Origin of the sequence: Nocardia sp. CA-128927 (genome assembly GCF_050955855.1) — a bacterium.
Lineage (GTDB): Bacteria > Actinomycetota > Actinomycetes > Mycobacteriales > Mycobacteriaceae > Nocardia.
Genome location: NZ_CP192087.1, coordinates 5,667,100 through 5,686,952, shown reverse-complemented (window position 1 = coordinate 5,686,952; position 19,853 = coordinate 5,667,100). Strand labels below are relative to the sequence as shown.

The 19,853-nt window shown below is 66.5% G+C and carries 22 protein-coding genes; 15 read left to right on the top strand and 7 right to left on the bottom strand.

Translation table 11 applies throughout. The features are described from left to right. The first annotated feature begins 102 nt into the window (after positions 1–102). Positions 103–1,338, top strand: a complete 1,236-nt coding sequence (locus ACQPW1_RS26780) for a sensor histidine kinase (RefSeq protein ID WP_433654311.1) — start codon at positions 103–105, stop codon at positions 1,336–1,338. Next, positions 1,328–2,032 (top strand): response regulator, encoded by a 705-nt coding sequence (locus tag ACQPW1_RS26775; protein WP_433654310.1) that lies wholly within the window; start codon positions 1,328–1,330, stop codon positions 2,030–2,032. Before ACQPW1_RS26780 ends, ACQPW1_RS26775 begins: the two co-directional genes overlap by 11 nt. On the opposite strand, the gene ACQPW1_RS26770 is transcribed toward ACQPW1_RS26775, so the two are convergent. Beyond that, positions 2,033–2,683 (bottom strand): hypothetical protein, encoded by a 651-nt coding sequence (locus ACQPW1_RS26770; protein WP_433654309.1) that lies wholly within the window; start codon positions 2,681–2,683, stop codon positions 2,033–2,035. It lies immediately after the preceding gene. A 19-nt stretch (positions 2,684–2,702) separates the two neighbouring features. Here ACQPW1_RS26770 and ACQPW1_RS26765 point away from each other — a divergent pair, with 19 nt between their 5' ends. The 8 genes from ACQPW1_RS26765 to ACQPW1_RS26730 all read left to right on the top strand — a co-directional run bounded on the left by ACQPW1_RS26765 (position 2,703) and on the right by ACQPW1_RS26730 (position 8,066). Beyond that, on the top strand, positions 2,703–2,936 hold the full coding sequence (locus ACQPW1_RS26765; RefSeq protein ID WP_433654308.1) for a hypothetical protein: 234 nt from the start codon (positions 2,703–2,705) through the stop codon (positions 2,934–2,936). Positions 2,937–3,077: 141 nt separating this feature from the next. After that, positions 3,078–4,091: an NAD(P)-dependent alcohol dehydrogenase gene (locus ACQPW1_RS26760; protein ID WP_433654307.1), complete on the top strand. Its 1,014-nt coding sequence runs from the start codon at positions 3,078–3,080 to the stop codon at positions 4,089–4,091. A gap of 40 nt (positions 4,092–4,131) precedes the next feature. Then, a complete protein-coding gene (locus ACQPW1_RS26755; RefSeq protein ID WP_433654306.1) occupies positions 4,132–5,388 on the top strand; it encodes a GMC family oxidoreductase in 1,257 nt (418 codons plus the stop codon). A 51-nt stretch (positions 5,389–5,439) separates the two neighbouring features. Continuing rightward, entirely contained in the window at positions 5,440–5,856 is a 417-nt protein-coding gene (locus tag ACQPW1_RS26750) for an aldehyde dehydrogenase family protein (protein WP_433654305.1), read from the top strand. After that, a complete protein-coding gene (locus ACQPW1_RS26745) occupies positions 5,853–6,047 on the top strand; it encodes a hypothetical protein (protein WP_433654304.1) in 195 nt (64 codons plus the stop codon). The genes ACQPW1_RS26750 and ACQPW1_RS26745 overlap by 4 nt, the downstream gene beginning before the upstream one ends. 345 nt (positions 6,048–6,392) lie before the next feature. After that, positions 6,393–6,671, top strand: coding sequence for a hypothetical protein (locus tag ACQPW1_RS26740; RefSeq protein ID WP_433654303.1), 279 nt, complete (start codon positions 6,393–6,395; stop codon positions 6,669–6,671). After that, positions 6,668–7,348, top strand: coding sequence for a hypothetical protein (locus ACQPW1_RS26735; RefSeq protein ID WP_433654302.1), 681 nt, complete (start codon positions 6,668–6,670; stop codon positions 7,346–7,348). Before ACQPW1_RS26740 ends, ACQPW1_RS26735 begins: the two co-directional genes overlap by 4 nt. After that, positions 7,236–8,066 (top strand): NAD(P)/FAD-dependent oxidoreductase, encoded by an 831-nt coding sequence (locus ACQPW1_RS26730; RefSeq protein ID WP_433654301.1) that lies wholly within the window; start codon positions 7,236–7,238, stop codon positions 8,064–8,066. Before ACQPW1_RS26735 ends, ACQPW1_RS26730 begins: the two co-directional genes overlap by 113 nt. On the opposite strand, the gene ACQPW1_RS26725 is transcribed toward ACQPW1_RS26730, so the two are convergent. Continuing rightward, positions 8,030–8,236: a DUF5988 family protein gene (locus ACQPW1_RS26725; RefSeq protein ID WP_433654300.1), complete on the bottom strand. Its 207-nt coding sequence runs from the start codon at positions 8,234–8,236 to the stop codon at positions 8,030–8,032. The genes ACQPW1_RS26730 and ACQPW1_RS26725 overlap by 37 nt on opposite strands. A 417-nt stretch (positions 8,237–8,653) precedes the next feature. Here ACQPW1_RS26725 and ACQPW1_RS26720 point away from each other — a divergent pair, with 417 nt between their 5' ends. From ACQPW1_RS26720 to ACQPW1_RS26705, 4 genes are all read left to right on the top strand, one after another. Next, on the top strand, positions 8,654–9,469 hold the full coding sequence (locus ACQPW1_RS26720; RefSeq protein ID WP_433654299.1) for an IclR family transcriptional regulator: 816 nt from the start codon (positions 8,654–8,656) through the stop codon (positions 9,467–9,469). Positions 9,470–9,476: 7 nt separating this feature from the next. Then, the gene (locus tag ACQPW1_RS26715) at positions 9,477–10,244 is read left to right on the top strand and encodes an SDR family NAD(P)-dependent oxidoreductase (protein ID WP_433654297.1); all 768 of its coding nucleotides are present in this window, start codon (positions 9,477–9,479) and stop codon (positions 10,242–10,244) included. A gap of 267 nt (positions 10,245–10,511) precedes the next feature. Beyond that, positions 10,512–11,585 (top strand): fatty acid desaturase family protein, encoded by a 1,074-nt coding sequence (locus tag ACQPW1_RS26710; protein WP_433654296.1) that lies wholly within the window; start codon positions 10,512–10,514, stop codon positions 11,583–11,585. Positions 11,586–11,874: 289 nt separating this feature from the next. After that, entirely contained in the window at positions 11,875–12,780 is a 906-nt protein-coding gene (locus ACQPW1_RS26705) for a cutinase family protein (protein ID WP_433654294.1), read from the top strand. Between the two features lie 42 nt (positions 12,781–12,822). Here ACQPW1_RS26705 and ACQPW1_RS26700 read toward each other — a convergent pair whose 3' ends face one another. The 4 genes from ACQPW1_RS26700 to ACQPW1_RS26685 form a co-directional block, all read right to left on the bottom strand. Next, positions 12,823–13,572 carry a copper homeostasis protein CutC gene (locus tag ACQPW1_RS26700; RefSeq protein WP_433654293.1) on the bottom strand — a complete coding sequence of 250 codons (750 nt, stop codon included), beginning with the start codon at positions 13,570–13,572 and terminating at the stop codon, positions 12,823–12,825. Positions 13,573–13,712: 140 nt separating this feature from the next. Beyond that, positions 13,713–14,858 (bottom strand): GGDEF domain-containing protein, encoded by a 1,146-nt coding sequence (locus ACQPW1_RS26695; RefSeq protein WP_433654292.1) that lies wholly within the window; start codon positions 14,856–14,858, stop codon positions 13,713–13,715. Positions 14,859–14,990: 132 nt separating this feature from the next. Beyond that, positions 14,991–16,451 carry an FAD-dependent oxidoreductase gene (locus tag ACQPW1_RS26690; protein ID WP_433654291.1) on the bottom strand — a complete coding sequence of 487 codons (1,461 nt, stop codon included), beginning with the start codon at positions 16,449–16,451 and terminating at the stop codon, positions 14,991–14,993. A 130-nt stretch (positions 16,452–16,581) separates the two neighbouring features. Further along, complete coding sequence (locus ACQPW1_RS26685; protein ID WP_433654290.1) at positions 16,582–17,769, bottom strand: aminotransferase class V-fold PLP-dependent enzyme; 1,188 nt, start codon at positions 17,767–17,769, stop codon at positions 16,582–16,584. 240 nt (positions 17,770–18,009) lie between these two features. On the opposite strand from ACQPW1_RS26685, the gene ACQPW1_RS26680 reads away from it, so the two are divergent. Continuing rightward, the gene (locus ACQPW1_RS26680; protein ID WP_433654288.1) at positions 18,010–18,933 is read left to right on the top strand and encodes a hypothetical protein; all 924 of its coding nucleotides are present in this window, start codon (positions 18,010–18,012) and stop codon (positions 18,931–18,933) included. Here ACQPW1_RS26680 and ACQPW1_RS26675 read toward each other — a convergent pair. After that, positions 18,930–19,826 (bottom strand): LysR family transcriptional regulator, encoded by an 897-nt coding sequence (locus tag ACQPW1_RS26675; RefSeq protein ID WP_433654287.1) that lies wholly within the window; start codon positions 19,824–19,826, stop codon positions 18,930–18,932. The two genes, ACQPW1_RS26680 and ACQPW1_RS26675, sit on opposite strands and share 4 nt — an antisense overlap. Positions 19,827–19,853: the final 27 nt, after the last annotated feature.

Genomic DNA, 19,853 nt, shown 5'->3' with positions numbered 1-19,853 from the left:
ACTGGAGGCGGATACCGCACCACCTGTCCGACTTGCGGATGATTCGCGCGCTCGACCTCGGGGCGATGTGTCCGCACCGCCGAGCCGATTACCGTCTGCGCTATGGCGATTACTTCCTTGCCGCCGGATCAGACCGCGCGGCCGTGGCATCAGCGGCTGCCGGCGTTCCGGCACCGGCCGGACGGTGCCGGGCCGGACGCGATCGATATCGGGATCGCCGTCGGCTGTTTCGCGATATTCACCCTGCCGCTGCTGACGGGCACGGTCAGCGGGATCGGGTCGCTGCCGGCCATCGCGGCGCTCGGCGCGGCCGTGGTTGTCCCGCTGGTCTTCCGGCGTCGCTGGCCGCTGGCGGTGCTCGTCGCGGTGACGGTTGTGCTGTGTCTTGCCGCGCTGCTCGGTGTCCGATTCACGCCATGGGTGAGCAATACCGATCCGGCCTTCGGCGTCGCCGTGCTCACGCTGGCCGACCGGCGATCGCGGCGCGAGTCACTGCTTGCCGTCGGTGCGGCGCTCGTCGCCGTGTACATCACCGGGTGGGTCGCCACTGATCTGCATCCCGATCAGGAACAAGACTTCGTGCAGCTGTTGATCGCGGTCCCCGCCTGGCTGATCGGCGACATGCTGCGGACCCGACGTGACTACCGGAACAGTCTTGCCGTGCAACAACGTCATCGGGCCGCCGAGGAGGAACGCCGGATTCGGGCCGAGGAACGCTTGCGAGTGTCGCGCGACGTGCACGACTTGATCTCGCACACTTTGAGCATGGTCGCGGTCCGTTCCGGAGTGGCTCGGCTGCTGATCGACGAGCAGCCGGGTGAGGCGCGTCAGGCGCTCGGCGCGATCGAGACGGCCAGCCGGTCCGCGCTGAACGAACTGCGGCGAGTGCTGGCGCAGACCCGCGAACCCGGGCAGCAGCCGGAGCCGGGCGAACCCGGGCTCGCCGAGATCCCCGGTCTTGTCGATGGACTTCGCCATGACGGCCTGGTCGTGGAGTATCAGGTCACCGGTCAGCCGGCCGACTACTCCGCGCTGCTACAGACCACGGTCTATCGGATCGTGCAGGAGGCGCTCACGAACGTCGTCAAGCACGCGCACACCGCCCGCGCGCGGATCGAGATTCGGCACGCCCCGCACGAGCTGGTCGTCTCCGTCACGGATGACGGACCGGCCGCCGAGGACTCCGGACTCGATGGCACCGGCTCGGGTCTCGGCCTGATCGGGATGCGTGAACGAGTGTCGTTGTTCGGCGGCCGTTTCGAGGCCGGACCACGACCCGAGGGTGGCTTTGCCGTCGCCGCCTACTTCCCGATCGATGAGGATCACGATGTCAGCTGAGAGCACTCACCCGACCAGCGGCGACCCCGATCCCATCCGGGTACTGATCGCCGACGACGAAGCTCTCGTCCGCGCCGGGTTCCGCGTCCTCGTCGACTCCGCGCCGGATCTCACCGTTCTCGCCGAGGCGGGCAATGGCGGCGAAGCGGTCCGGCTCACTCGGCAGCTGCGGCCCGATGTCGTGCTGATGGACATTCGGATGCCGATCATGGACGGGCTCGAGGCGATGCAGCACATCGCGGCGGGGGGTGTCGACGGCCCACATGTGTTGATAGTGACGACGTTTGACCAAGACGAGCACGTCTTCCAGGCGCTGCGCAGCGGTGCCAGCGGCTTCGTCCTCAAAGACTCACCGCCAGAGGAACTGCTGCGCGCGATCCGAGTGGTGGCCAGCGGTGACGCTCTGCTGACCCCGAGCATCACCCGCCGGATGATCAGTGCGTTCGCTCGTCAACCCTCGGCACCGTCGGCGTTGCCCGGCGCGTTGGCCACGCTCACCGACCGTGAGCGTGAAGTCTTCGAACACATCGCCGCAGGGCGGTCCAACGCCGAAATCGCCGACACCCTCTACGTGAGCGTTGCGACCGTCAAGACCCACGTCGGACGTCTGCTCACCAAGCTGGATGTCCGCGACCGCGCCCAATTGGTCGTTCTCGCATACGAAACCGGCATCGTGGTGCCGGGTAGCAACTGATCAGTCCGGCTTTGCCGGTGTGTCGACGGTGATTTCGTCGCCCAGTTCGTAGCCGTCGGACAGCCGCAACCGGTCGCCGCTCCAAAAGCGGCCCGGGTCATACCAATTGGGGCTGCGGTCCGACGGCAGCAGTCCCATCGACTGGTAGGTCGCGGCCACGATCTCCGCGCAGTACGCCTTCTCCAGCTCCCGGGCGGACGTTTGGCGTGACTTGCGCGGCACGCTCACTCGGCCGCGCAGCCAGCGTCCGGCGAGACTGGCGGTGGACGGGAACGGCGTCCCGTCGAGCCGGGCGATGGTGCGCAGCAGGCTGTCTTCCATCTCGCGGGTGGTCGGCCGGTTCAACTGACGCAACCAAGCCTGCTGACCGTAGCGATGCGCCCACACCAGCACCGCATCGCGCAGATTGTGCAACTGGACGCCGCGATGCGCGGAACCCGACCACATGTCCGGCAGCGAACGCCCGAGCTCCGCATGCCAGATCAACGCGGGCATATCGTCGATCACCACCGACATCCCGACATGGTTCACCGGACTGTTCGTCGTCATCCTGATCGCCCGGTCAGCCGCCGAATGGCCACGGAACAGCCAGATGTCACCCGTTCTCGTGAGCTCGAGCGCTCGGTCGAGATTGATGCTCGTACCCTGCATAGCCCGTAGCCTATGCGGTATGAGGTGGTGGAAGGCAGTGGGATTGGCGGGTGCGGCCGGTGTGGTGGCCACCGGTGTGGTGGTCGTGCGGGCCGAGCGTCGGCGGCGGGCGTACACGCCGGATCAGGTTCGCGAACAACTGCATGTGCGATTCGCGCAGGCTACGTCGGCGGAGGCCGGCGTCGAGAAAGCCGCTCCGGCACCGCAAAAGGTCGGACTACTCGCGCGCGTTCGCCGTTTGTTTCGGCGCTGACTCACACATAGTTCGTCGTGCGCCGGGGAGGAACCCGGCGCATTCCGCTGCGCGCGGACGATATTCGGTGATCTGATCGATAGGCCTGTGCTGTCGGGTCGACGGTGTGGTCAGGTGTCGAGCTCCAAAGGCAGTGACGATATGCGCGCAGCGGTTCTGGAGATGGTCGGCAAGGTCGCGATCGTGGAACGCGCTATGCCCGATCCTGGTCCGGCCGAGGTGCTGATCAAGGTGAGTGCGGTCGGTGTGTGCGGCTCGGACGTGCACTATTACGAGCACGGGCGGATCGGCGGGCACGTGGTCGAGCAGCCGTTGGTGCTCGGCCATGAAGCGTCTGGTGTGGTGATCGGACTTGGTTCGAATGCTCGACGTCATGTTGTCGGGCAACGGGTGTCGCTCGAGCCGGGAGTGCCGGACTTCACCTGCGTGCAATGCCGGGCGGGCCGTTACAACCTGTGTCCGGATATGCGATTCTTCGGTACACCGCCGATCGATGGCGCGTTCTGCGAATACGTGGTGCTGCATGAGGAATTCGCGCACCCGGTGCCGGATTCGCTGACCGACGAGGCGGCCGCGCTGCTCGAGCCGCTGTCGGTCGGTGTCTGGGCGTGCCGGAAAGCGCGTGTGAGCGCGGGGGATCGGGTGCTGGTGAACGGTGCGGGACCGATCGGGCTCGTTGCCGCGCAGACGGCGCTGGCATTCGGTGCGGCGGAGGTGGTGATCACCGACGTGAACCCGCGGCGGCTGGCGCTGGCCACCGAATTGGGTTGCACGCGAGCGGTGGACGTCGGCATCACCGAGCTCGGCGCGATCGGATTCGAGCCGAGTGTCCTCCTGGAATGCTCCGGGCATCCCGCGGCGATCGGCGCCGCGGTGCGCGTTGTGGCCAGGGCGGGGCGGGTCGTGCTCGTCGGCATGGGCGGCGACGATGTGCCGTTGCCGCTGCCCTACATACAGGAACATGAGCTGGAGCTGACCGGTACTTTCCGCTACGCCAACACCTGGCCGACCGCGATCGAGCTCGCAGCCAGCGGCGGGGTCGACCTCGACCGCCTGGTGACCGGCCGGTTCGGTCTGGATCAGGTGACGGCGGCATTGACGAGCGCCCGCATGGACCCCGGCTCGATCAAGCCGATCGTGCAGCCCGGCAGCTGACCGTCGCCCCGAAACATCATGGGCCGCAACATTTCACCGCATGCCAGATTTCAGGGCACGCCAATCAGCCGTGTGCTTCGGCGAGCACCCTCCGTCCGACTTCGACCGCTGGGCCAAGCGGGGGTTGCAGGGCTGGTCATTCGAGGACCTGCTGCCCGCCTTCCGGGCGCTGGAGTCCACCGACGTGGGTGACCCGGCATGGCACGGCTGCACCGGGCCGCTGGCCATCACCCAGCTCGTCCACAACGACCTCAGCACCATGCAGCGCGCGTTCGTGGATGCGGCTCTCGCGCAAGGCATTCCCGAGGTCGACGACTTCAACGGCGCGAATCCCGATGGCGTCGGCCCGTATCCGATGAATGTGCGCGACGGTGTCCGCATCAATACCGGCATGGCCTACCTGACCGAGGCGGTACGGGCCCGCGCCAACCTCACCATCCGCGCCGATATCCTCGTCGACCGGGTGCTCGTCGAGGATGGGCGGGCAGCGGGCGTAATCCTCGCCGACGGTACCGAGATCCGCGCACGGGAGGTCATCCTCAGCGCGGGAACCTACGGCAGCGCCGCCATCCTGCTGCGCTCGGGTATCGGCCCCGCCGGAGACCTTGCCGCCCTTGATATTCCGGTGGTCGCAGATCTGCCCGTCGGGCTGCGGCTACAGGACCATCCTTTCTACTACAACGCCTATGCCGCCGATCCCGCCAGCATCGGTGAGCAGACTCCGGTGATCGGCGCCAAGGTGTGGACCGCGAGTTCGCGGGCCGCCGAAGGTGAGCTGGATCTGCACATCACCGCCACCCACCTTTTCGACCACACCACCAGTCCCACCGGCGTCGGATTCGTCCTCGCGGTGGCACTGGTGCGTCCGCACTCGCAAGGCACCCTGACCCTCGTCAGTCGGGACCCGGCGGCTGCGCCCCGCATCGACATCAACTTCCTTGCGGAGCCCGATGATCGGCGCCCCCTGATCGAGGGCATCGAACTCGCCCGCCGACTCGGCGGCACGCATCCGCTGGCCGACCTCATTGATCGCGAACTGAACCCGGGTCCGCAGGCGGTACACACCGCCGAGATCGAAGCCTCGATGCTGGCGACCCTGGACACCTACCACCATCCGACGTCCACCGCCCCGATGGGCGCGGACGACGACCCGACGGCCGTGACCGACCGGCTCGGCGCGGTGCGCGGCGTACCCGGGCTCCGCGTCGTCGACGCCTCGATCTTCCCGGACGTCCCATCCGCGGCGACCAACCTCACGGTCATCGCGGCCGCCGAACACATCGCCCGCCAGATCTGAACTACCGCAACACCGTTCAACCCTCCGCTCGGCCAAAGGAACCTCATCACTGTGACCATTTCCGGTCTCCCGCACGCCCGCAACTACATCGACGGCCAGTGGGTCGATTCCGCAACGCACATCGAGTCTTCGAACCCGGCCACCGGCAAGGTGCTCGGTACTTTCGCCGAGGCCGGTGCAGACGAGGCGCGGGCCGCGATCGCCGCCGCCGACGCGCTTTCGAGACCACGGACTGGGCCCGCGACCGCAATCTGCGGGACAGGGCGCTCTTCGAAATGGCCGGCCACCGACCTCACCATCCCCAAGCTGCGCTACTACGCAGCGCTGGCATTGAGCGACCACGGCGGCGCGGCCGAAGTCCGACCTGGCCTGTACTCCATGACGCTTCGGGAAGCGGCGGGTGTCGCAGGCGTCATCGCCCCGTGGAATTCGCCGATCGTATTGGCTGCGACCGCCACATTCCGTTGAACAACCTGCGGCTGTCGTCGCGGATCGTGATCAGCCCGTACGGCACCGCCCGTCCGATCATGTGCAGCGGCGGCGACGGCCACTACTCGCTGTTCCCGTACGACTGCACCCAGGACGACGACAACGGCGTTACCCACCAGCTGGACCGGGTCATCGCCCTCGGCGGCGGCGGAGTCTGGCTCTACCGCTGACATAGGTTGAAAGAAGGTTCCGCCTGCACGCAGGCGGAACCTTCTTTGCTGTGCGGTGTTCCGTGCCGTGGAACGACATGTTGTCCACGTCGCAGACCAATCAGATGCTGTATGCGATTTGGATGTCCGCGGCTGTCGCGGATCGTTCCCGGGTGCCCTGCCTCGATGATGTAGCGGGCACTCGGTGGATGTCGGCCGCCAGTACGGGGGAGTCTCCGTGTCAGTGATCAGCACGCATTGTTCTTCGGAACTCGTCGCACTCGATACCGCCTGCGGCGCATCAACTCTCGGCGCCGACGACACCGCACCGCCGGACCGCCCGCTACTCACGTTGTCGGGGCGCCCATGAACAGTGCGGCGGAATTCATGCAAGGCACCTCGCTGCAGAACTTCGGCAGTGGACTGGTCCTGGTGTTCTTCGCGCTCGCCATCGTGGCGCTGGTGGTCTGGGCGGTGCTGGAGTGGCGGCGAAATCATCGGCCGCAGTTGGCGATACTGGTCGTCAGCTCGCTGATCTCCTGCCTCGGTGACACCGGCGCGAGCATGCTGGTCATGCTTCGCGCCGCACCCGAGGTGAGCGGGCCGGTCCTCTACCGCGCATCGACGTCGATGCGTCGTTGGTGACGTCGGCACCGTTTCCGGTCTACCTCGCCACCGTCGGTTATCTGGCCTATCAGGCATTCGAGCAGCACTGGTCCCGCCGGAGGTTCTGGCTCGTATTCTCGTCATTCGTGCTCGCCGACATGGCATTCGAGTATCTGCTGTTGCACGTCTTCGATCTGTATTCCTATGCCGGGCCGCAGTCGCTGCAGCTATTCGGGCTCCCGGTGATGTGGCCGATGACCTACGTGGCCACCGGTGTTCTCCTCGGCGCGGTCCTCTACATTCTCGGCCGGTATCTGCGTGGTCCGCGAATTCTGCTGGCAATTCCGATGCTTGCCAGCGGTTACCTGGGATTTCCGCTGCTGCTGTGCTGGCCCGCACTGGTCGGCTTGCACGCGGATATCGGGCCGGTTCCCAGGTCGATAGCCGGAATCGTGGGGATCGGTTGTCTCGTGACGACCGTGTATGCGCTCACGTCGTTGCTCGATCGAACCGACGTCGGATTGCGGCTGGTCAGCGCGGAAGAACCGAAGCGGCCGCCGCGCAGGACAGCCCTGGCCCAGGCGGTCTATCAAGGAGGAACCCGTGCCACGGACGAACAGTCATGCGGTTGTCCTCGGTGCCGGTATTGCGGGCCTACTCGCCGCCCGAGTACTGGCCCCGCGGTTCGACGGTGTCACCGTCGTCGAACGCGATGAGCTGACGGACGCGGCGACGCGGCGACGCGGTGTGCCGCAGGGCTCCCATGTGCACGGACTCGTGTTGCGTGGCAAGCGAACCATCGAGGCCTTGATTCCCGGTTTCACCCACGACTTGATCGGGCTGGGCGCGCCGACCTTCGATTTCGCCGCCGATTTCGCCATTCGCAATCCGTTCGGCTGGGCCCAGCAGTTCCCCTCCGACCTGTATGCCGTGAGCGCCAGCCGCCCGCTGACCGAGCTGGTGATCCGTCGTCGGGTAATGAGCCTGCCCAACGTCACCGCCCTCACCCAGACCACCGCGACCGGGCTGATCGGCGGTCACGGACGGATCGACGCGGTACTACTGCGCACTCCGGGCAGCGCGGAACCTGTTCCGCTGCCTGCGGATCTGGTGGTGGACGCGACCGGGCGTGGATCGCGGGCGAGCCGCTGGCTGGCCGAGCTCGGCTATGGCGGGTTCGCCGAAACGGCCTCGACCCGCATGTCGGTTATGCCACGCGCCGCTACCCGATTCCCGCGCGGCGGTCGACCGACTGGAAGGTTTGCTACCTCCAACTTTTCTGCTGACACCGGCAACCATCCGCAGGACACTCATATCGCGACGGCTGACGGCCATTTCGGCGAGACCCCAAGGCGCACATACCCATTCCGCAGGCTGCTGATCGCGCTACCGACGGCTCACTCGGCGGTTCTGGTGCGGAACGACCAGAGGTAGACGGGAAAGCTGCGGCCGTTGAGTTCGACGTCGAAGCCGGTCGGATCGAAGTGCTCGTATCCACTCATGCGGGGTACCTTGACCGGCTCGGACAGGTCGGCCGTGTCGATTTGCCAGAGCTGGGGTTCGGTGGATGGTCCGCCGACGAGGACGATTTCGATCTGCGACACCGTGATCACCTGTCTTGCTGTTGTCGAGAAGGTCGGGGGATCCCAACTACTCAGGACCTTAGGTAGCGGGCCGAATGCATCGAAGCGAGTGTTCCGTGCCATGGAACATCGGTTGAGCGAACAGACTTCGGAATTGCTGCGCAATCTTCTGCGCCCGAATGATAAACATCGGCGTCCGGAAAAGTGGCCGTTAGCTGCGGTAACGCTCTTTGCACGGTGTACGTGCAAAGCCCTATGTGGAAGTGCCGCGTCGCGTCGCCGGTGACGTAAAGTGCGGATTCGCGGGCTCGGAAAATAGAGTTCATAAGGAGTTGCAAATGTTGATTGAACTGCGGTGGGAATGCCCGCTCAACTACACGTGCAATGGTCATGATCGGTCGTCGAGTACGACGGCCCGCCGGTTCGAGTTGCGGTGCGATGTCTGAGGCGTCGGACGCCGACGATCTGGTGAGCCGAGCGGCGCGAGTGCTGGATCTGTTGGGGGATCAGGCGACTCCGGTCGCGCTCTCCAACATCGCGCGGTGGTCGGAGATACCGAAGACGACGGTGTGGCGGCTGCTCAAGATCCTCCGGGCGAACGGTCTGGTCGAGCGGGAGGATGTCGGCTACGTCGTCGGACCGCGGCTGGTGCACATCGCGGCGCTGCCGGAGGACCAAGAACTGCTGCGCGCCTCGGCCGTGCCGTTCCTGGTCGATCTGCACGTGCGCACCGGGGCGATGGTGTCCCTCGGCGTGCTGGCCGGCTCGGAAGTGCGCTACCTGGAACGGATCTACGGGCACATGGCGGCGCGGACGCCGTCGTACGGCCGCACGTTCGCACCGGCGCACTGCACGGCGATCGGCAAGATCCTGCTGGCTTACGCGCATGACCGGCCGCTCCAGCTGACCAGGCCGGGTGCGCTCGTCCCGGTGACCTCGCGATCGATCACCGATCTCGACGAACTGAGTGCGCAGCTCGCCGAGGCACGCAACATCGGAATCGCGGTCAACGACGGGGAGTTCGTGCGCGGTGTGCGATGTGTCGCCAGCCCCGTGCTGGACGGACATCGGCGCAGGCCGATCGCGGCGGTGGCGATCGGCGACGCCGCGTCGAGCCTCGACGTGAACCGGGCGAGCGTGCTGATCCGGCAGACCGCCTTCGCGGTGTCGGTCGCGGTCCGGGCCGCGGCGCATGCCAGGCGGGGGCAGATCCATCGGGCGGACCTGAGCCGTGGTTATCGCTTGATGGGATGATCGGCGGATGGATGCGGGTGTACGGCGAGTGGCGTTGGTGACCGGGAGTTCGCGCGGGCTGGGGCGGGCGATCGCGCTGCGGCTGGCGCGGGACGGAATGGCGGTGGCTGTCAACGGGTTACGCGAGAGCTCGGCGGCGCGCGATGTCGTCGAGGCCATTCGAGCCGAGGGCGGCGTCGGGGATCTGTTCGCCGCGGATGTCACCGACGAGCAGCAGGTTGCGGAGTTGGTCGAGTCCGTCGCCACACGACTGGGGCCGATCGATGTGCTGGTGTTGAACGCGACCGGTCCGCAACCGTCCGCCGCGGTCACCGACACCACTTGGGACGATCACCTGGCGCAGTTGAAGTTCTTCGTGAAGAGCCCAGTTCTGTTCGGAAGCAAGGTGATACCGGGCATGCAGGAACGGCGGTTCGGTCGGGTCGTCACCATCGATTCCGAGGTGGCGCACCGGCCGCCGCCGGGAAACTCCGCTTACGCCGTCGCGAAGAATGCCCAGATCGGGGTGGCCGAGAGTTGGGCGCGAGAACTGGCTCCGTTCGGCATCACGGTCAATACCGTTGCGCCGGGCTATATTCCGTTCGAGCGACATGACGAGCGGCAGCTCGAAGTCGCGGCCATGGACACCAACGGGTACCTTGCGTCGGTGCCGGTCGGTCGATTCGGCGCCGTCGACGATGTGGCGCACGCCGTCAGCTTCTTCGCCTCCGACGGTGCCGGGTTCGTGACCGGACAGCGCGTGCTGGTCGACGGCGGCCGCAGCCTCGTCGCCTGACCAGGCGGAGTTGTCACGCAGATGTGTCGCCGATCCGGACATGTGTTCACCTGATGGTGGTCTGGTCGCTCGATTCTGTATGGAGGAAGGCAAGCCGCCCGGTGCCGAATTCGGATACCCGATGCAGTCGGCCGTGGCCGGGCAGGCGACAGTTAGAGCCAAGAGAACACCACTGCTAACAGGATGCGTAGGCGCCCCGTGGTAACAGGAAGATCTACCGGCTCGGCGGCACCGAGATCCGCCGCCGCGACGGGTACGGTCGCGGACGTGTTGGACTACATGGATCCAGGCGGCGAGAACGCCGCGTCGACGGCGTCGACGGTGCAGACCCGCCCGCCGAAGCGGGGCAGCGAGTACGCGGTGCTGTTGCGTCGGGTGCGCGACGCGGGGCTGCTGGACCGGCAATTGCGGTACTACATCTGGAAGACCGCGGTCGTCGGCGGGGCGTTCGTGGCCGGCTGGGCGGCTTTCTTCTTGCTCGGTGACTCGTGGTGGCAGCTGGCCACCGCCGTGTTCCTGGCCGCGGTGTTCGCCCAGTTCGCCTTCCTCGGGCACGACGCCGGGCACCGGCAGATCTTCGGCACCCGGCGGGCCAACTACCTGTACGGCGTGATCGCGGGCAATCTCGGGATCGGGCTGAGCATCGGCTGGTGGACCAGCAATCACAACCGGCATCACGCGCATCCGAACACCGAGGGCGCGGATCCCGACATCATGGGGATCCTCGCGCACTCGGGTGACCGGGCGCGAACCGGTAAAGGCTTCCGGCGCTTCATCTTCCGTCACCAAGGCTGGCTGTTCTTCCCGATGCTGCTGCTCGAGGCGGGCAGTCTGCACTTCTCCAGTGTCCGGGCGGTGCTGCGCTGGTCGATCCCCAATCGGGTCTGGGAGGGCGTGCTGCTCGCGGCACACGCCGCCGGGTATCTCGCCGCGGTGTTCCTGGTTCTCTCGCCCGGCAAAGCGGTGGCGTTCATCGTTGTGCAGCAAGGGCTTTTCGGGTTCTACATGGGCTGCACGTTCGCACCCAACCACAAGGGCATGGCGGTGCTGGCCGAAGACGACGCCACCGACTACCTGCGTCGTCAGGTGCTCACCTCACGCAACGTCCGCGGCAGCTTCCTCGTCGATACGGCGCTGGGCGGCCTGAACTATCAGATCGAACACCACCTCTTCCCGTCCATGCCGCGGTCGAATCTGCGCAAGGCACAGCCGATGGTGGCGCAGTTCTGTGGCGAGATCGGCGTGCCCTACTGCGAGACCGGCCTCTTCGACTCGTACGCACAGGCGCTGCAGCACCTACACACCGTCGGCCAAGCTACCCGGACGCCGACCGAGGCGTAGGTAGCTGAAGACCGATGTCACGGCCCGTGCGTTTCGGCGCGCGGGCCGCTGTTGCGTACTGTCCCGTCGCCAACTCGAAATCCGCGCGTTAGCGCGAATACTCCTCACGTACTGTCGAACAGGCTGGCGCCGGACGGACTTTCTGGGGACACTGTTCCCATCTGCGGGGACGTTCCCGACGACAACTTGAAGTATCCACCTGAAGAAAAGACAGTCATCGGCGCTCAATAGGACACCGAGCGCCTTCGCCGACCGGGCTACGTCCCGGCAGTGAAACACGGAGTACACGATGTTATCGCGATGGAAGAACACCGCCGCCTGTGCGGCTGCGATGGTTACGGCCGCCCTACCGGTGGGCGTCGCGTCGACCGCACAGGCCGCCCCGCAGGACTGCCCCGATATGTATGTCGTTGCGGTTCCCGGTACCTGGGAGACCTCGAATACCGATCCGGGCAAGGGGATGCTCGCCTCGGTCGCCGACAACCTGCCGGGCAACGTCCGGACCGACTACGTCGTATACCCCGCGACCGCGTTCCCCTGGGAAGGCGACGTATACGGTCGTTCCAAGGGGGAGGCGGTAGACCACGCGCGTGGCCTGGTCTCCACGATGGCCCAGCACTGTGACAACACCCGATTCGCGCTGCTCGGCTACAGCCAGGGCGCGGACGCGGCGGGCGACCTCGCCGCCGAGATCGGCACTGGACTCGGTGTGGTGTCGCCCAACCGTGTCGCGCTGGTCGGACTCATCTCCGATCCGCGCCGCTCGCCCACCGACACCTTGATCGGCCCGCCCGTCGCGGGTGCGGGTGCGGGTGGTCCGCGGATCGGCGGCTTCGGCTGGCTCAGCCCGCAGACCTATACCTTCTGCGCCGCGGGCGATCTGTACTGCGCGACCCCCGACGGCGACTTCGCCGCACGGTTCGCCGGTCTCTTCGCGCAGATCTCGAACCCGAACCCGGCGTTGTACGGCAGCTACCAGCAGCAGGCGAACTCGCTGATCGCCGACGCCCTCGCGGCCGGTGGTCTCGGCCTGCTGGCCGACCAGCTCAACAACTCGGCCTACGAAGAGCGCAAGCGGCAGGTCGACGAGTTCCTGAAGTCCGGGATCCACCAGAGCTACCCCGGCTACGCCGTCGGCGGCGGTGTGACTCCGTTGACCTGGCTGCGGCAGCGTCTGATCGAAGCGTCCCGCTAAAAGCGGTCAGCGGTCCGGCGGCAATCGCCGCCGGACCTGGCTTCACTGCGGCGACACCTGGATTCGACTGCGGACAAGTTCGCAGAGCGTGGCAACCTCGTCGGGGTCGGTGTCGAAACGGTCGAAACCTTGGGGGACACCGACTCCGGCGAACAGCTCCGCGCTGTTCGCCGCGCCGGACACCGGCGTGCGGACGGCGGCGTGCAGAGCCGAGACGCCGGTCGCCTCGATCGCCTGGATAGCGTTCGATGGCCGGACGCCGCCGCACGCCATTACCTCGATCGCGTCGGCAGCCTGCCGCACCATCTCTTTGATCACCGGTGCCCCGTCCAAGACGGAGCGTTGCCTGCCCGAGGTCAGTACCCGGGTGAAGCCGAACGAGATCGCCTGATCCAAGGCCTGTCGCGAAGACGCACTGACATCGATCGCCCGATGAAACGTGATGTCCAGGTGTTCGGCCGCGTCCACGAACGCCGCGCACACCGGGTCGAGTGCACCGGACCGATCGATCGCACCGATCACGATGCCGTCGGCACCCGCCGCGCGGGCCGCACGAATGTCGCCGACCATCACCGAAATCTCGTCCGGCGAATACTGAAAGTCACCTGGCCGCGGCCGAATCAGCACGTGCACTCCGGTATTCACCGTCTGCGCGACCGCGTGCTCGATCAACGCCGTACTCGGCGTCAACCCGCCGTCGGACAAACCGGTGCACAGCTCGACCCGATCCGCTCCCGCCTCTTCGGCAACCCGTACCCCACTGACCGACTCGACACAGATCTCTACACGCACATCAGCGAGTATCCACGTGTCGGAACTGGGGCGCTGTGGGTCGGTGTACCCAGACTGCCGCATACGTTGTCGGCTCCTAGTCTTTGAGGAGTTCCGGGTGGCGGGTGAATCGGACGATGTCGTGCCAGCGGTGCGGGTAGTCAGGCCCGCCGGGAGTCGTGCAAGGGCGGGATCGCGTCCTGCGGATCGGCGATCACGACGGTGTTGCCGCCCAATTGCTTCGCGCGGTACATGGCCGAATCCGAGCTGCGGAACAAGTGTCGCGGCGTGATGGCGGGGTGCTGCTCGCAATCCGGATCGGGCGCGAATTCCGCCGCCCCGACGCTCGCGGTGATCGTGCACGGCAGGTCCGGGATCGTTGCGACCGCGTGCCGCAGCCGGTCCGCGACGACACCGATGTCCGCACCGTGCAGGTGGCCGACGACCATGAACTCCTCGCCGCCCGTGCGCACGACGATGGCGTCGGGTAGCGCCGCGGCCCGCAGTCGCTCGGCCGTCTGAATCAGCACCACGTCGCCGAACGAGTGGCCGAAGGTGTCGTTGACGGTTTTGAACCGATCCAGGTCCAGCGTCACGACGTAGACGCCTTCGTGGCAGCGGCGTCCGAAGAAGCGTGGCAAGTGTGAATCGAGGCCGCGGCGGTTCAGCAACTTGGTCAGCGGATCGGACAGCGCGTCTACTCGAAGCAGCCAGCTGCAGAACTGCGCGACGGGCAACACCACGCCGGTCACCGCGACCACCACCAGCACGACCACGACACCGAGTGCGAGGTCGCCCTTCCCGTGCGCGGTGCTGTTCGGCATGCCGACGACCATCATCGTGGACAGCGCCAGAATCGACAGCAGCGACCAGCCGATGTGCAGGGCCAGGACCGGCGGACCGTGGAAGATCGTGATGTAGCCGCCGGTCACCGCCAGCAGCACGCACCCCATCGCGCCGAGCAGGCGATCCTGGATCAGCACATTGTTGGCGGTGATGGCGAGATCGACCCCGGCGACCCAGAGCAGCGACTCGCATTCGTTCGGCCACGGCACCAGCCACCAGCGCAGCGTCCACACCCCGGCCATCACGATCACGAGGATGGCCTGCGCCCGCCCGGCGGGCGTGTTCTGGCCTGAGTTCGAGCTCAGCGCCAGCACGGTGATCAACCCCATGACGATGCCGCCCGCCCCGACCATGAACTTCAGCGGTCCGAGCGCGGAGTGGGATTCGAGCGTTTCGATCAGCCATCGGTAATCGACCCGGTACCGCCACCAGGCGCGAACCATCGATCGACTGTCGGTCACCGATCACCGCCTTACGCTGGCAATCTCCGGTCGGGGGTGTGCTGCTCTGGCAGAAACTCGCTCTCGAACGATGTCTAACTGTAACCAACGGTAACTGAGAGTTTGCGACCCAAGGTAGCAAAGAGTCAGCCGTCACGCGGTATCGGTCGGTCCGAACCACAGCGGAATCACGTCACGGACGAATGAGCTGATGCACTCGGCGGTCGGCCCAGAGAGAATCTCGCCGACGAAGTAGATGCCGTGCCGTCCCTGGATGTCCGTTACCCGGTCGAACCAACCGTCGCGGACCGCGGCCGCGCTCGGATACGCGGGCCATTCGGCGATCGTCTCGGCGACCAGTTCCGGGTCGTGGAACAGGAACAGGCTGTCCTTGGCGAGCGACCAGGCCTGCGCGTCGGATATCGAGGTATCGGAGTTGCTGAAGCAGATCCAATACGGCCCCGGATGTTGCTTGTTGGCCGCGGTGATGCGGTGCATGGCCTGCTCGGGATCGGAGTCGGTGTAGCTGCCGTAGGGATCGATCACCCAGAAGCCCAGGGGATCAACGGAATCCGATCGCCGAGGGAAATCGATGAGTTCTTCGCCTGCGCGGATGAGGTAGCTGCGTGTCCACGCTCGCGGGCAGTTCCGCTCGGCGAACAGTTCATGAATAGCGCCCTCGGGGAAGATGTTTCGAATCTGTGCGGGTCGCGCGGTCACCACCACGCGTGAGTAGATCGCACTGCGCTGTTCACCGTCCACGATGCTGGTGACCCGAACTCCCTCCGGCCGAACGGGTTCGATTCCGGTCACCTGACTGTTGACGGTCACCGTGAGCCGGTGATCATCGGCTATCCGGCGCAAGAAGCTGATGAATCCCGCTTGGAAGCTCAGGCTGACCGGTCGGTGGGAACTCAGCTGCGCGACCAGCGACGGCGGCATCTGGGCGAGCAGCGCCTCTTTCTGCGCCGGATACAGCGACAGAACCAGCTTCGCCAGCTGCGAGACGTGCCCGGAGATGTGCGCGTTGATATTGATGATGGTTTCGGCGGGCTGGCGTGGTCGGCGCATGTTGGCGTAGATCACCAGCCCCTGCAGCACCTCACCGACCAGCGGCGCGTGGCGTGCCCGATATGTCTCCCAGGTCTCGCCCGGGATGCGGTCGAAGGCCAATCCGCTCATTCCGGGCGCGTGCCGGTTCCGGACCGCCCGCTCGATGATGTGCCACGCCTCGACCAGCTGAGCGATCGTCTGCTCCGGTGTCAGAGTCTGGAACAGCGGCACGAAATGCGGCGGTATGGCGAGCTGTGGTTTGCCGGAATCGGACCGGCCGACGAAGTACAGCGCCTCGGTCTTCGTCGGCACCGGATGCTCGCGGAGCAACTCGTCGATGGCGGTGCCCGCCATGTCCGCGCCGAAGGCCTGCTGAATGACGAGATGGGCCTGGAAATCGTAGATGTCCCCGTCGACTTCGACGGTCTGGCAGTAGCCGCCGAGCTGCGCGCCGGCCTCGAGAATGTCGATGTTCTCGAAGCCGAGCTCACGCATCCGCGCGGCGGCCAGGATGCCGCTCTGGCCGGCGCCGACGACGCAGATGGGTGCCGCGAGATCCATGGGGACTCCTACGGGTTGGGCGAATGCCAGGCTCGTAGGCAGCGGAATGCGGAGTGTCGCACGCAAACTCGCTCACGACGGGTCCTCGGCAGGGGATAGTCATGAGTATGCGGCACCGGCGGCGCTCGGATCAGCGGTTTCCGGTTCGGGTAAGCATCGCTACGGTGTCGACCAGCCGATCGATATCCTGTTCGTTGTTGTAACCATGCGGCGAGACGCGCAGTCCGCCGGCGCGTGCGGATACCGCGATACCCTCGGCCTGTAATTGCCTGGCCAGCAATGGGATCGGCGGACCATCGATGTGCACCGCAATGATCCCGGAGCGCCCTTCGGGCGAGCGGTCCGACAAGACGGTCGCGCCGATCGAGGTGAGGCCCGCACACGCCCGGTCGCACAGGCGATCGACGTGTGACCAGATCGCCGGGACGCCCGCCTCGTGCAGCAGATCGATCGACGCACCGAGCGCGGCGATGCCGGTCACGTTCGGCATGCCACCCTCCAAACGCCGTGCGGTGTCATCGAATACCAGCGCCAGGTTGTCCCATTCCTCCCGGTGCGCCACCGAGTTCCAGCCGGGTTCGAGCGGCCGCAGCAACTCCAGCCGCGAACCCCGCACGTACAGCGCTCCGCTGCCTTCCGGACCGAGCAGCCACTTGTGCCCGTCGGCCATCGCGAAATCGACACCCCAGCCGGCCAATTCGGCCGGGATCACGCCGAGCCCCTGAATCACGTCCGCACACAGCAGCGCACCGACCTCCTGGCACACCCGCCCCAACTCCGCCAGACCGACTCGCCAGCCGCGCCCGAACTGCACCCAGCTGGTGACGACCAGCTTCGGCGGCGGCCCCGCCTGAATCCGATCAATGAACGCCTCGACGGTGAGTTTCCCACCAGGCCCTTCGGGCTGAACCCGATCCACCACCACGCCCCGGTCCGCCAATGCCAACCACGGATAGAGCGTGGACGGGAATTCCAGATCCGGCACGACCACCCGGTCGCCGGGCGACCATGCGAGACCGTTGGCGATCATCCCGAGCCCGGTCGTGGTGTTCTTGACGAACGCGATATCGGTCGACGGCACCCCCATCAGGCGCGCGGCCGACGACCGCACCCGCTCGATCTCCGCGCTGTGCGCCGCATAGGTGAACTCACCATCCAGCGAAACCTCGGTCGCGCGTCGATGCATCGCATCGACCGACGGTTGCGGCAGCGGGCAGATCCCGGCGTGATTGAGATAGGCCCATCGGCGCGCGGCCGGAAAGTGTTCGCGGACAAGGGGAGTAGTACCGACCTCCACCGCACCGAGCGTCGCGGTCATCTGATTACCTCCAAATCAAGCGGACATAGTGTCCACTTCTACTCTCTGAAGGCTACGTCCTAACCGGTCACTCCGTCCACTTATTGGCGATCGGCGTGATCCGGTCTCGATGGCGGGCTCGGGTGATCTTCGCCTCGGTTGGGCCGGTCGGGGTGGTGCCGGTCGCGGGGACTCGGGTCGGCGGGCGTTATCGTCGGTCGTGGCTAAAACGGTGACCGTGGTGTCGATGGAGCTGGTCGCGTGCTGATCGGATTGATTGCCGCGCTTCTCGCGTGCCTGGGGTATGGGGTGGCGTCGGTCCTGCAGGCCTATGCCGCGCGGCGGTCGGCCGCGGTGGCCGAGGCGCGCGGCGACGGCGGGCAGTTGACCGAAACCGGTGCTCCCACTGTTGCTTCCACGGTGGCGGCGGTGTTGACGGTGTGGTTCATCGTCGGCAGCGCGCTCGATGTGCTGGGGTTCGTCGGTAATGCGGTGTCCGCGCGGCTGATTCCGCTGTTCCTGTCGCAGACGATCATGAGCGCGAACTTGATCATCACCGCGGTGCTCGGCATTTTCGTGCTCGGCATCCGGTTGCATCTGCGCGACTGGGTGGCGATCTGCGCGGTGATCCTCGCCCTGGCCGCGCTCGGTGCCGCCGCGGGGAATGAGGGTGGCGGCAGCGATGATCCGGTGCTGCACTGGGGCGTGCTGATCGCGTCGGTGTTGTTGTTCGCGGTCAGTCAGCTCGTGGTGCGGCGGCTCGGCTCCAGGGGCGCGGTGGCCGCGGGTCTGGCCGCCGGAATGTTGTTCGGGGCCTTGGCGATCGCGGTTCGCATTGTGCAAGGGATCGATCCGTTGCAGGTTTCGACGCTGCTCGCCGACCCGGCCGCGTGGACCATCGCGATTGCCGGTATCGGCGGTTTCTACCTGCATACCGTTGCGCTGCAACTCGGTTCGGTGAACGGGGCCACCGCGGCACTCGTGGTCGGTGAGACGGTCATTCCAGGAATCGTCGGCGTGCTCTTGCTCGGCGACACCTCGCGGCCCGGACTCGCCTGGCTGGCCGTGTTGGGCTTCGTTCTCGCGATCGGCGGGGCGGTAGCGGTCGCGGTGTTCGGCAATCTCTCGCAACTGGAATACGCGGAAGCGCCGGACCAGCGCAAGCCAGATGAAGCAGCGGTCTAACTGAGCGCGTCGCGAATCGTGTCACGCAGCCAGCGCTGCGCCGGGTCGGCATCGAGCCGTGCGTGCCAGAGCAGCCGGATCTCCATTTCCGGCAGCTCGGCGGCGATCGGAAACCAGCGAATGCCGAGCGCTTCGCCGTACTGCTCGGCGAGGCGTTGCGGGACCATTCCGACGTAGTTGCTGGTGGAGACCAGAAGTGCGGCGATCGCTGAGATAGGCACGACGGCGGCAACACGGCGCTGTAGACCTGCGGCGTCGAGCGCGTCGTCGAGCGGTCCGCGGGCACGGCCCCGGCGTGAGGCCGAGACGTGCGGAAACTGACACAGCTGTGCCAGTGTCGGGCGGCGGTTCCGGCCCAGCGGGCTGTCGGCGCGGACGATGCCGACCAATCGTTCCCGGTACAGCAGAGCGCTCTGGATGTCGGGAGCCGTGACGTCGCCCGCGCCGATGTCAAGATCGACCGATCCGTCGCGCAGCGCCTCGATGCTCTCGGTGCCCTCCGTGACGAAGCGCAGCGTCACCCCTGGGGCAACCGCGGCCGTGGCTTCGACCGCTGCTGTCGCCAGTGTCGCGGCCACGCCGTCGTTGATGCGAATCGTGAACGTGCGCTTCAGCTCTGCGACGGTGACCTCGCGGTCGGCGGTGATCAACGCCGACGCCTCGTCGAGCAGTGATCGCACCCGCGGTGCGGTGCGCAGCGCGAATGGTGTCGGCGCCATCCCACGGCCGGCCCGCACCAGGATCGGATCGTGCATCGCGCGCCGCAGTCGGCCCAACGCCCGGCTGGTCGCCGGGATGGACAGGTGCAGCCGCTCGGCCGCCGCCGTGACGCTGCCGTCCTGGAGCAGCGCGTCGAATACGCGCAGGAGATTCAAGTCGAGCTGTTCGGGCATAGTTGCATCGTACGCAAGTGTCTATTG

Bases quoted from the DNA above. Each gene is read 5' to 3' on its own strand.
- ACQPW1_RS26675 (WP_433654287.1), bottom strand. From the start codon at position 19,826: ATGCCCGAACAGCTCGACTTGAATCTCCTGCGCGTATTCGACGCGCTG.
- ACQPW1_RS26755 (WP_433654306.1), top strand. From the start codon at position 4,132: ATGCCAGATTTCAGGGCACGCCAATCAGCCGTGTGCTTCGGCGAGCAC.
- ACQPW1_RS26775 (WP_433654310.1), top strand. From the start codon at position 1,328: ATGTCAGCTGAGAGCACTCACCCGACCAGCGGCGACCCCGATCCCATC.
- ACQPW1_RS26690 (WP_433654291.1), bottom strand. From the start codon at position 16,451: ATGGATCTCGCGGCACCCATCTGCGTCGTCGGCGCCGGCCAGAGCGGC.
- ACQPW1_RS26770 (WP_433654309.1), bottom strand. From the start codon at position 2,683: ATGCAGGGTACGAGCATCAATCTCGACCGAGCGCTCGAGCTCACGAGA.
- ACQPW1_RS26760 (WP_433654307.1), top strand. From the start codon at position 3,078: ATGCGCGCAGCGGTTCTGGAGATGGTCGGCAAGGTCGCGATCGTGGAA.
- ACQPW1_RS26765 (WP_433654308.1), top strand. From the start codon at position 2,703: ATGAGGTGGTGGAAGGCAGTGGGATTGGCGGGTGCGGCCGGTGTGGTG.
- ACQPW1_RS26740 (WP_433654303.1), top strand. From the start codon at position 6,393: ATGAACAGTGCGGCGGAATTCATGCAAGGCACCTCGCTGCAGAACTTC.
- ACQPW1_RS26720 (WP_433654299.1), top strand. From the start codon at position 8,654: ATGTCTGAGGCGTCGGACGCCGACGATCTGGTGAGCCGAGCGGCGCGA.
- ACQPW1_RS26705 (WP_433654294.1), top strand. From the start codon at position 11,875: ATGTTATCGCGATGGAAGAACACCGCCGCCTGTGCGGCTGCGATGGTT.
- ACQPW1_RS26715 (WP_433654297.1), top strand. From the start codon at position 9,477: ATGGATGCGGGTGTACGGCGAGTGGCGTTGGTGACCGGGAGTTCGCGC.
- ACQPW1_RS26780 (WP_433654311.1), top strand. From the start codon at position 103: ATGGCGATTACTTCCTTGCCGCCGGATCAGACCGCGCGGCCGTGGCAT.
- ACQPW1_RS26685 (WP_433654290.1), bottom strand. From the start codon at position 17,769: ATGACCGCGACGCTCGGTGCGGTGGAGGTCGGTACTACTCCCCTTGTC.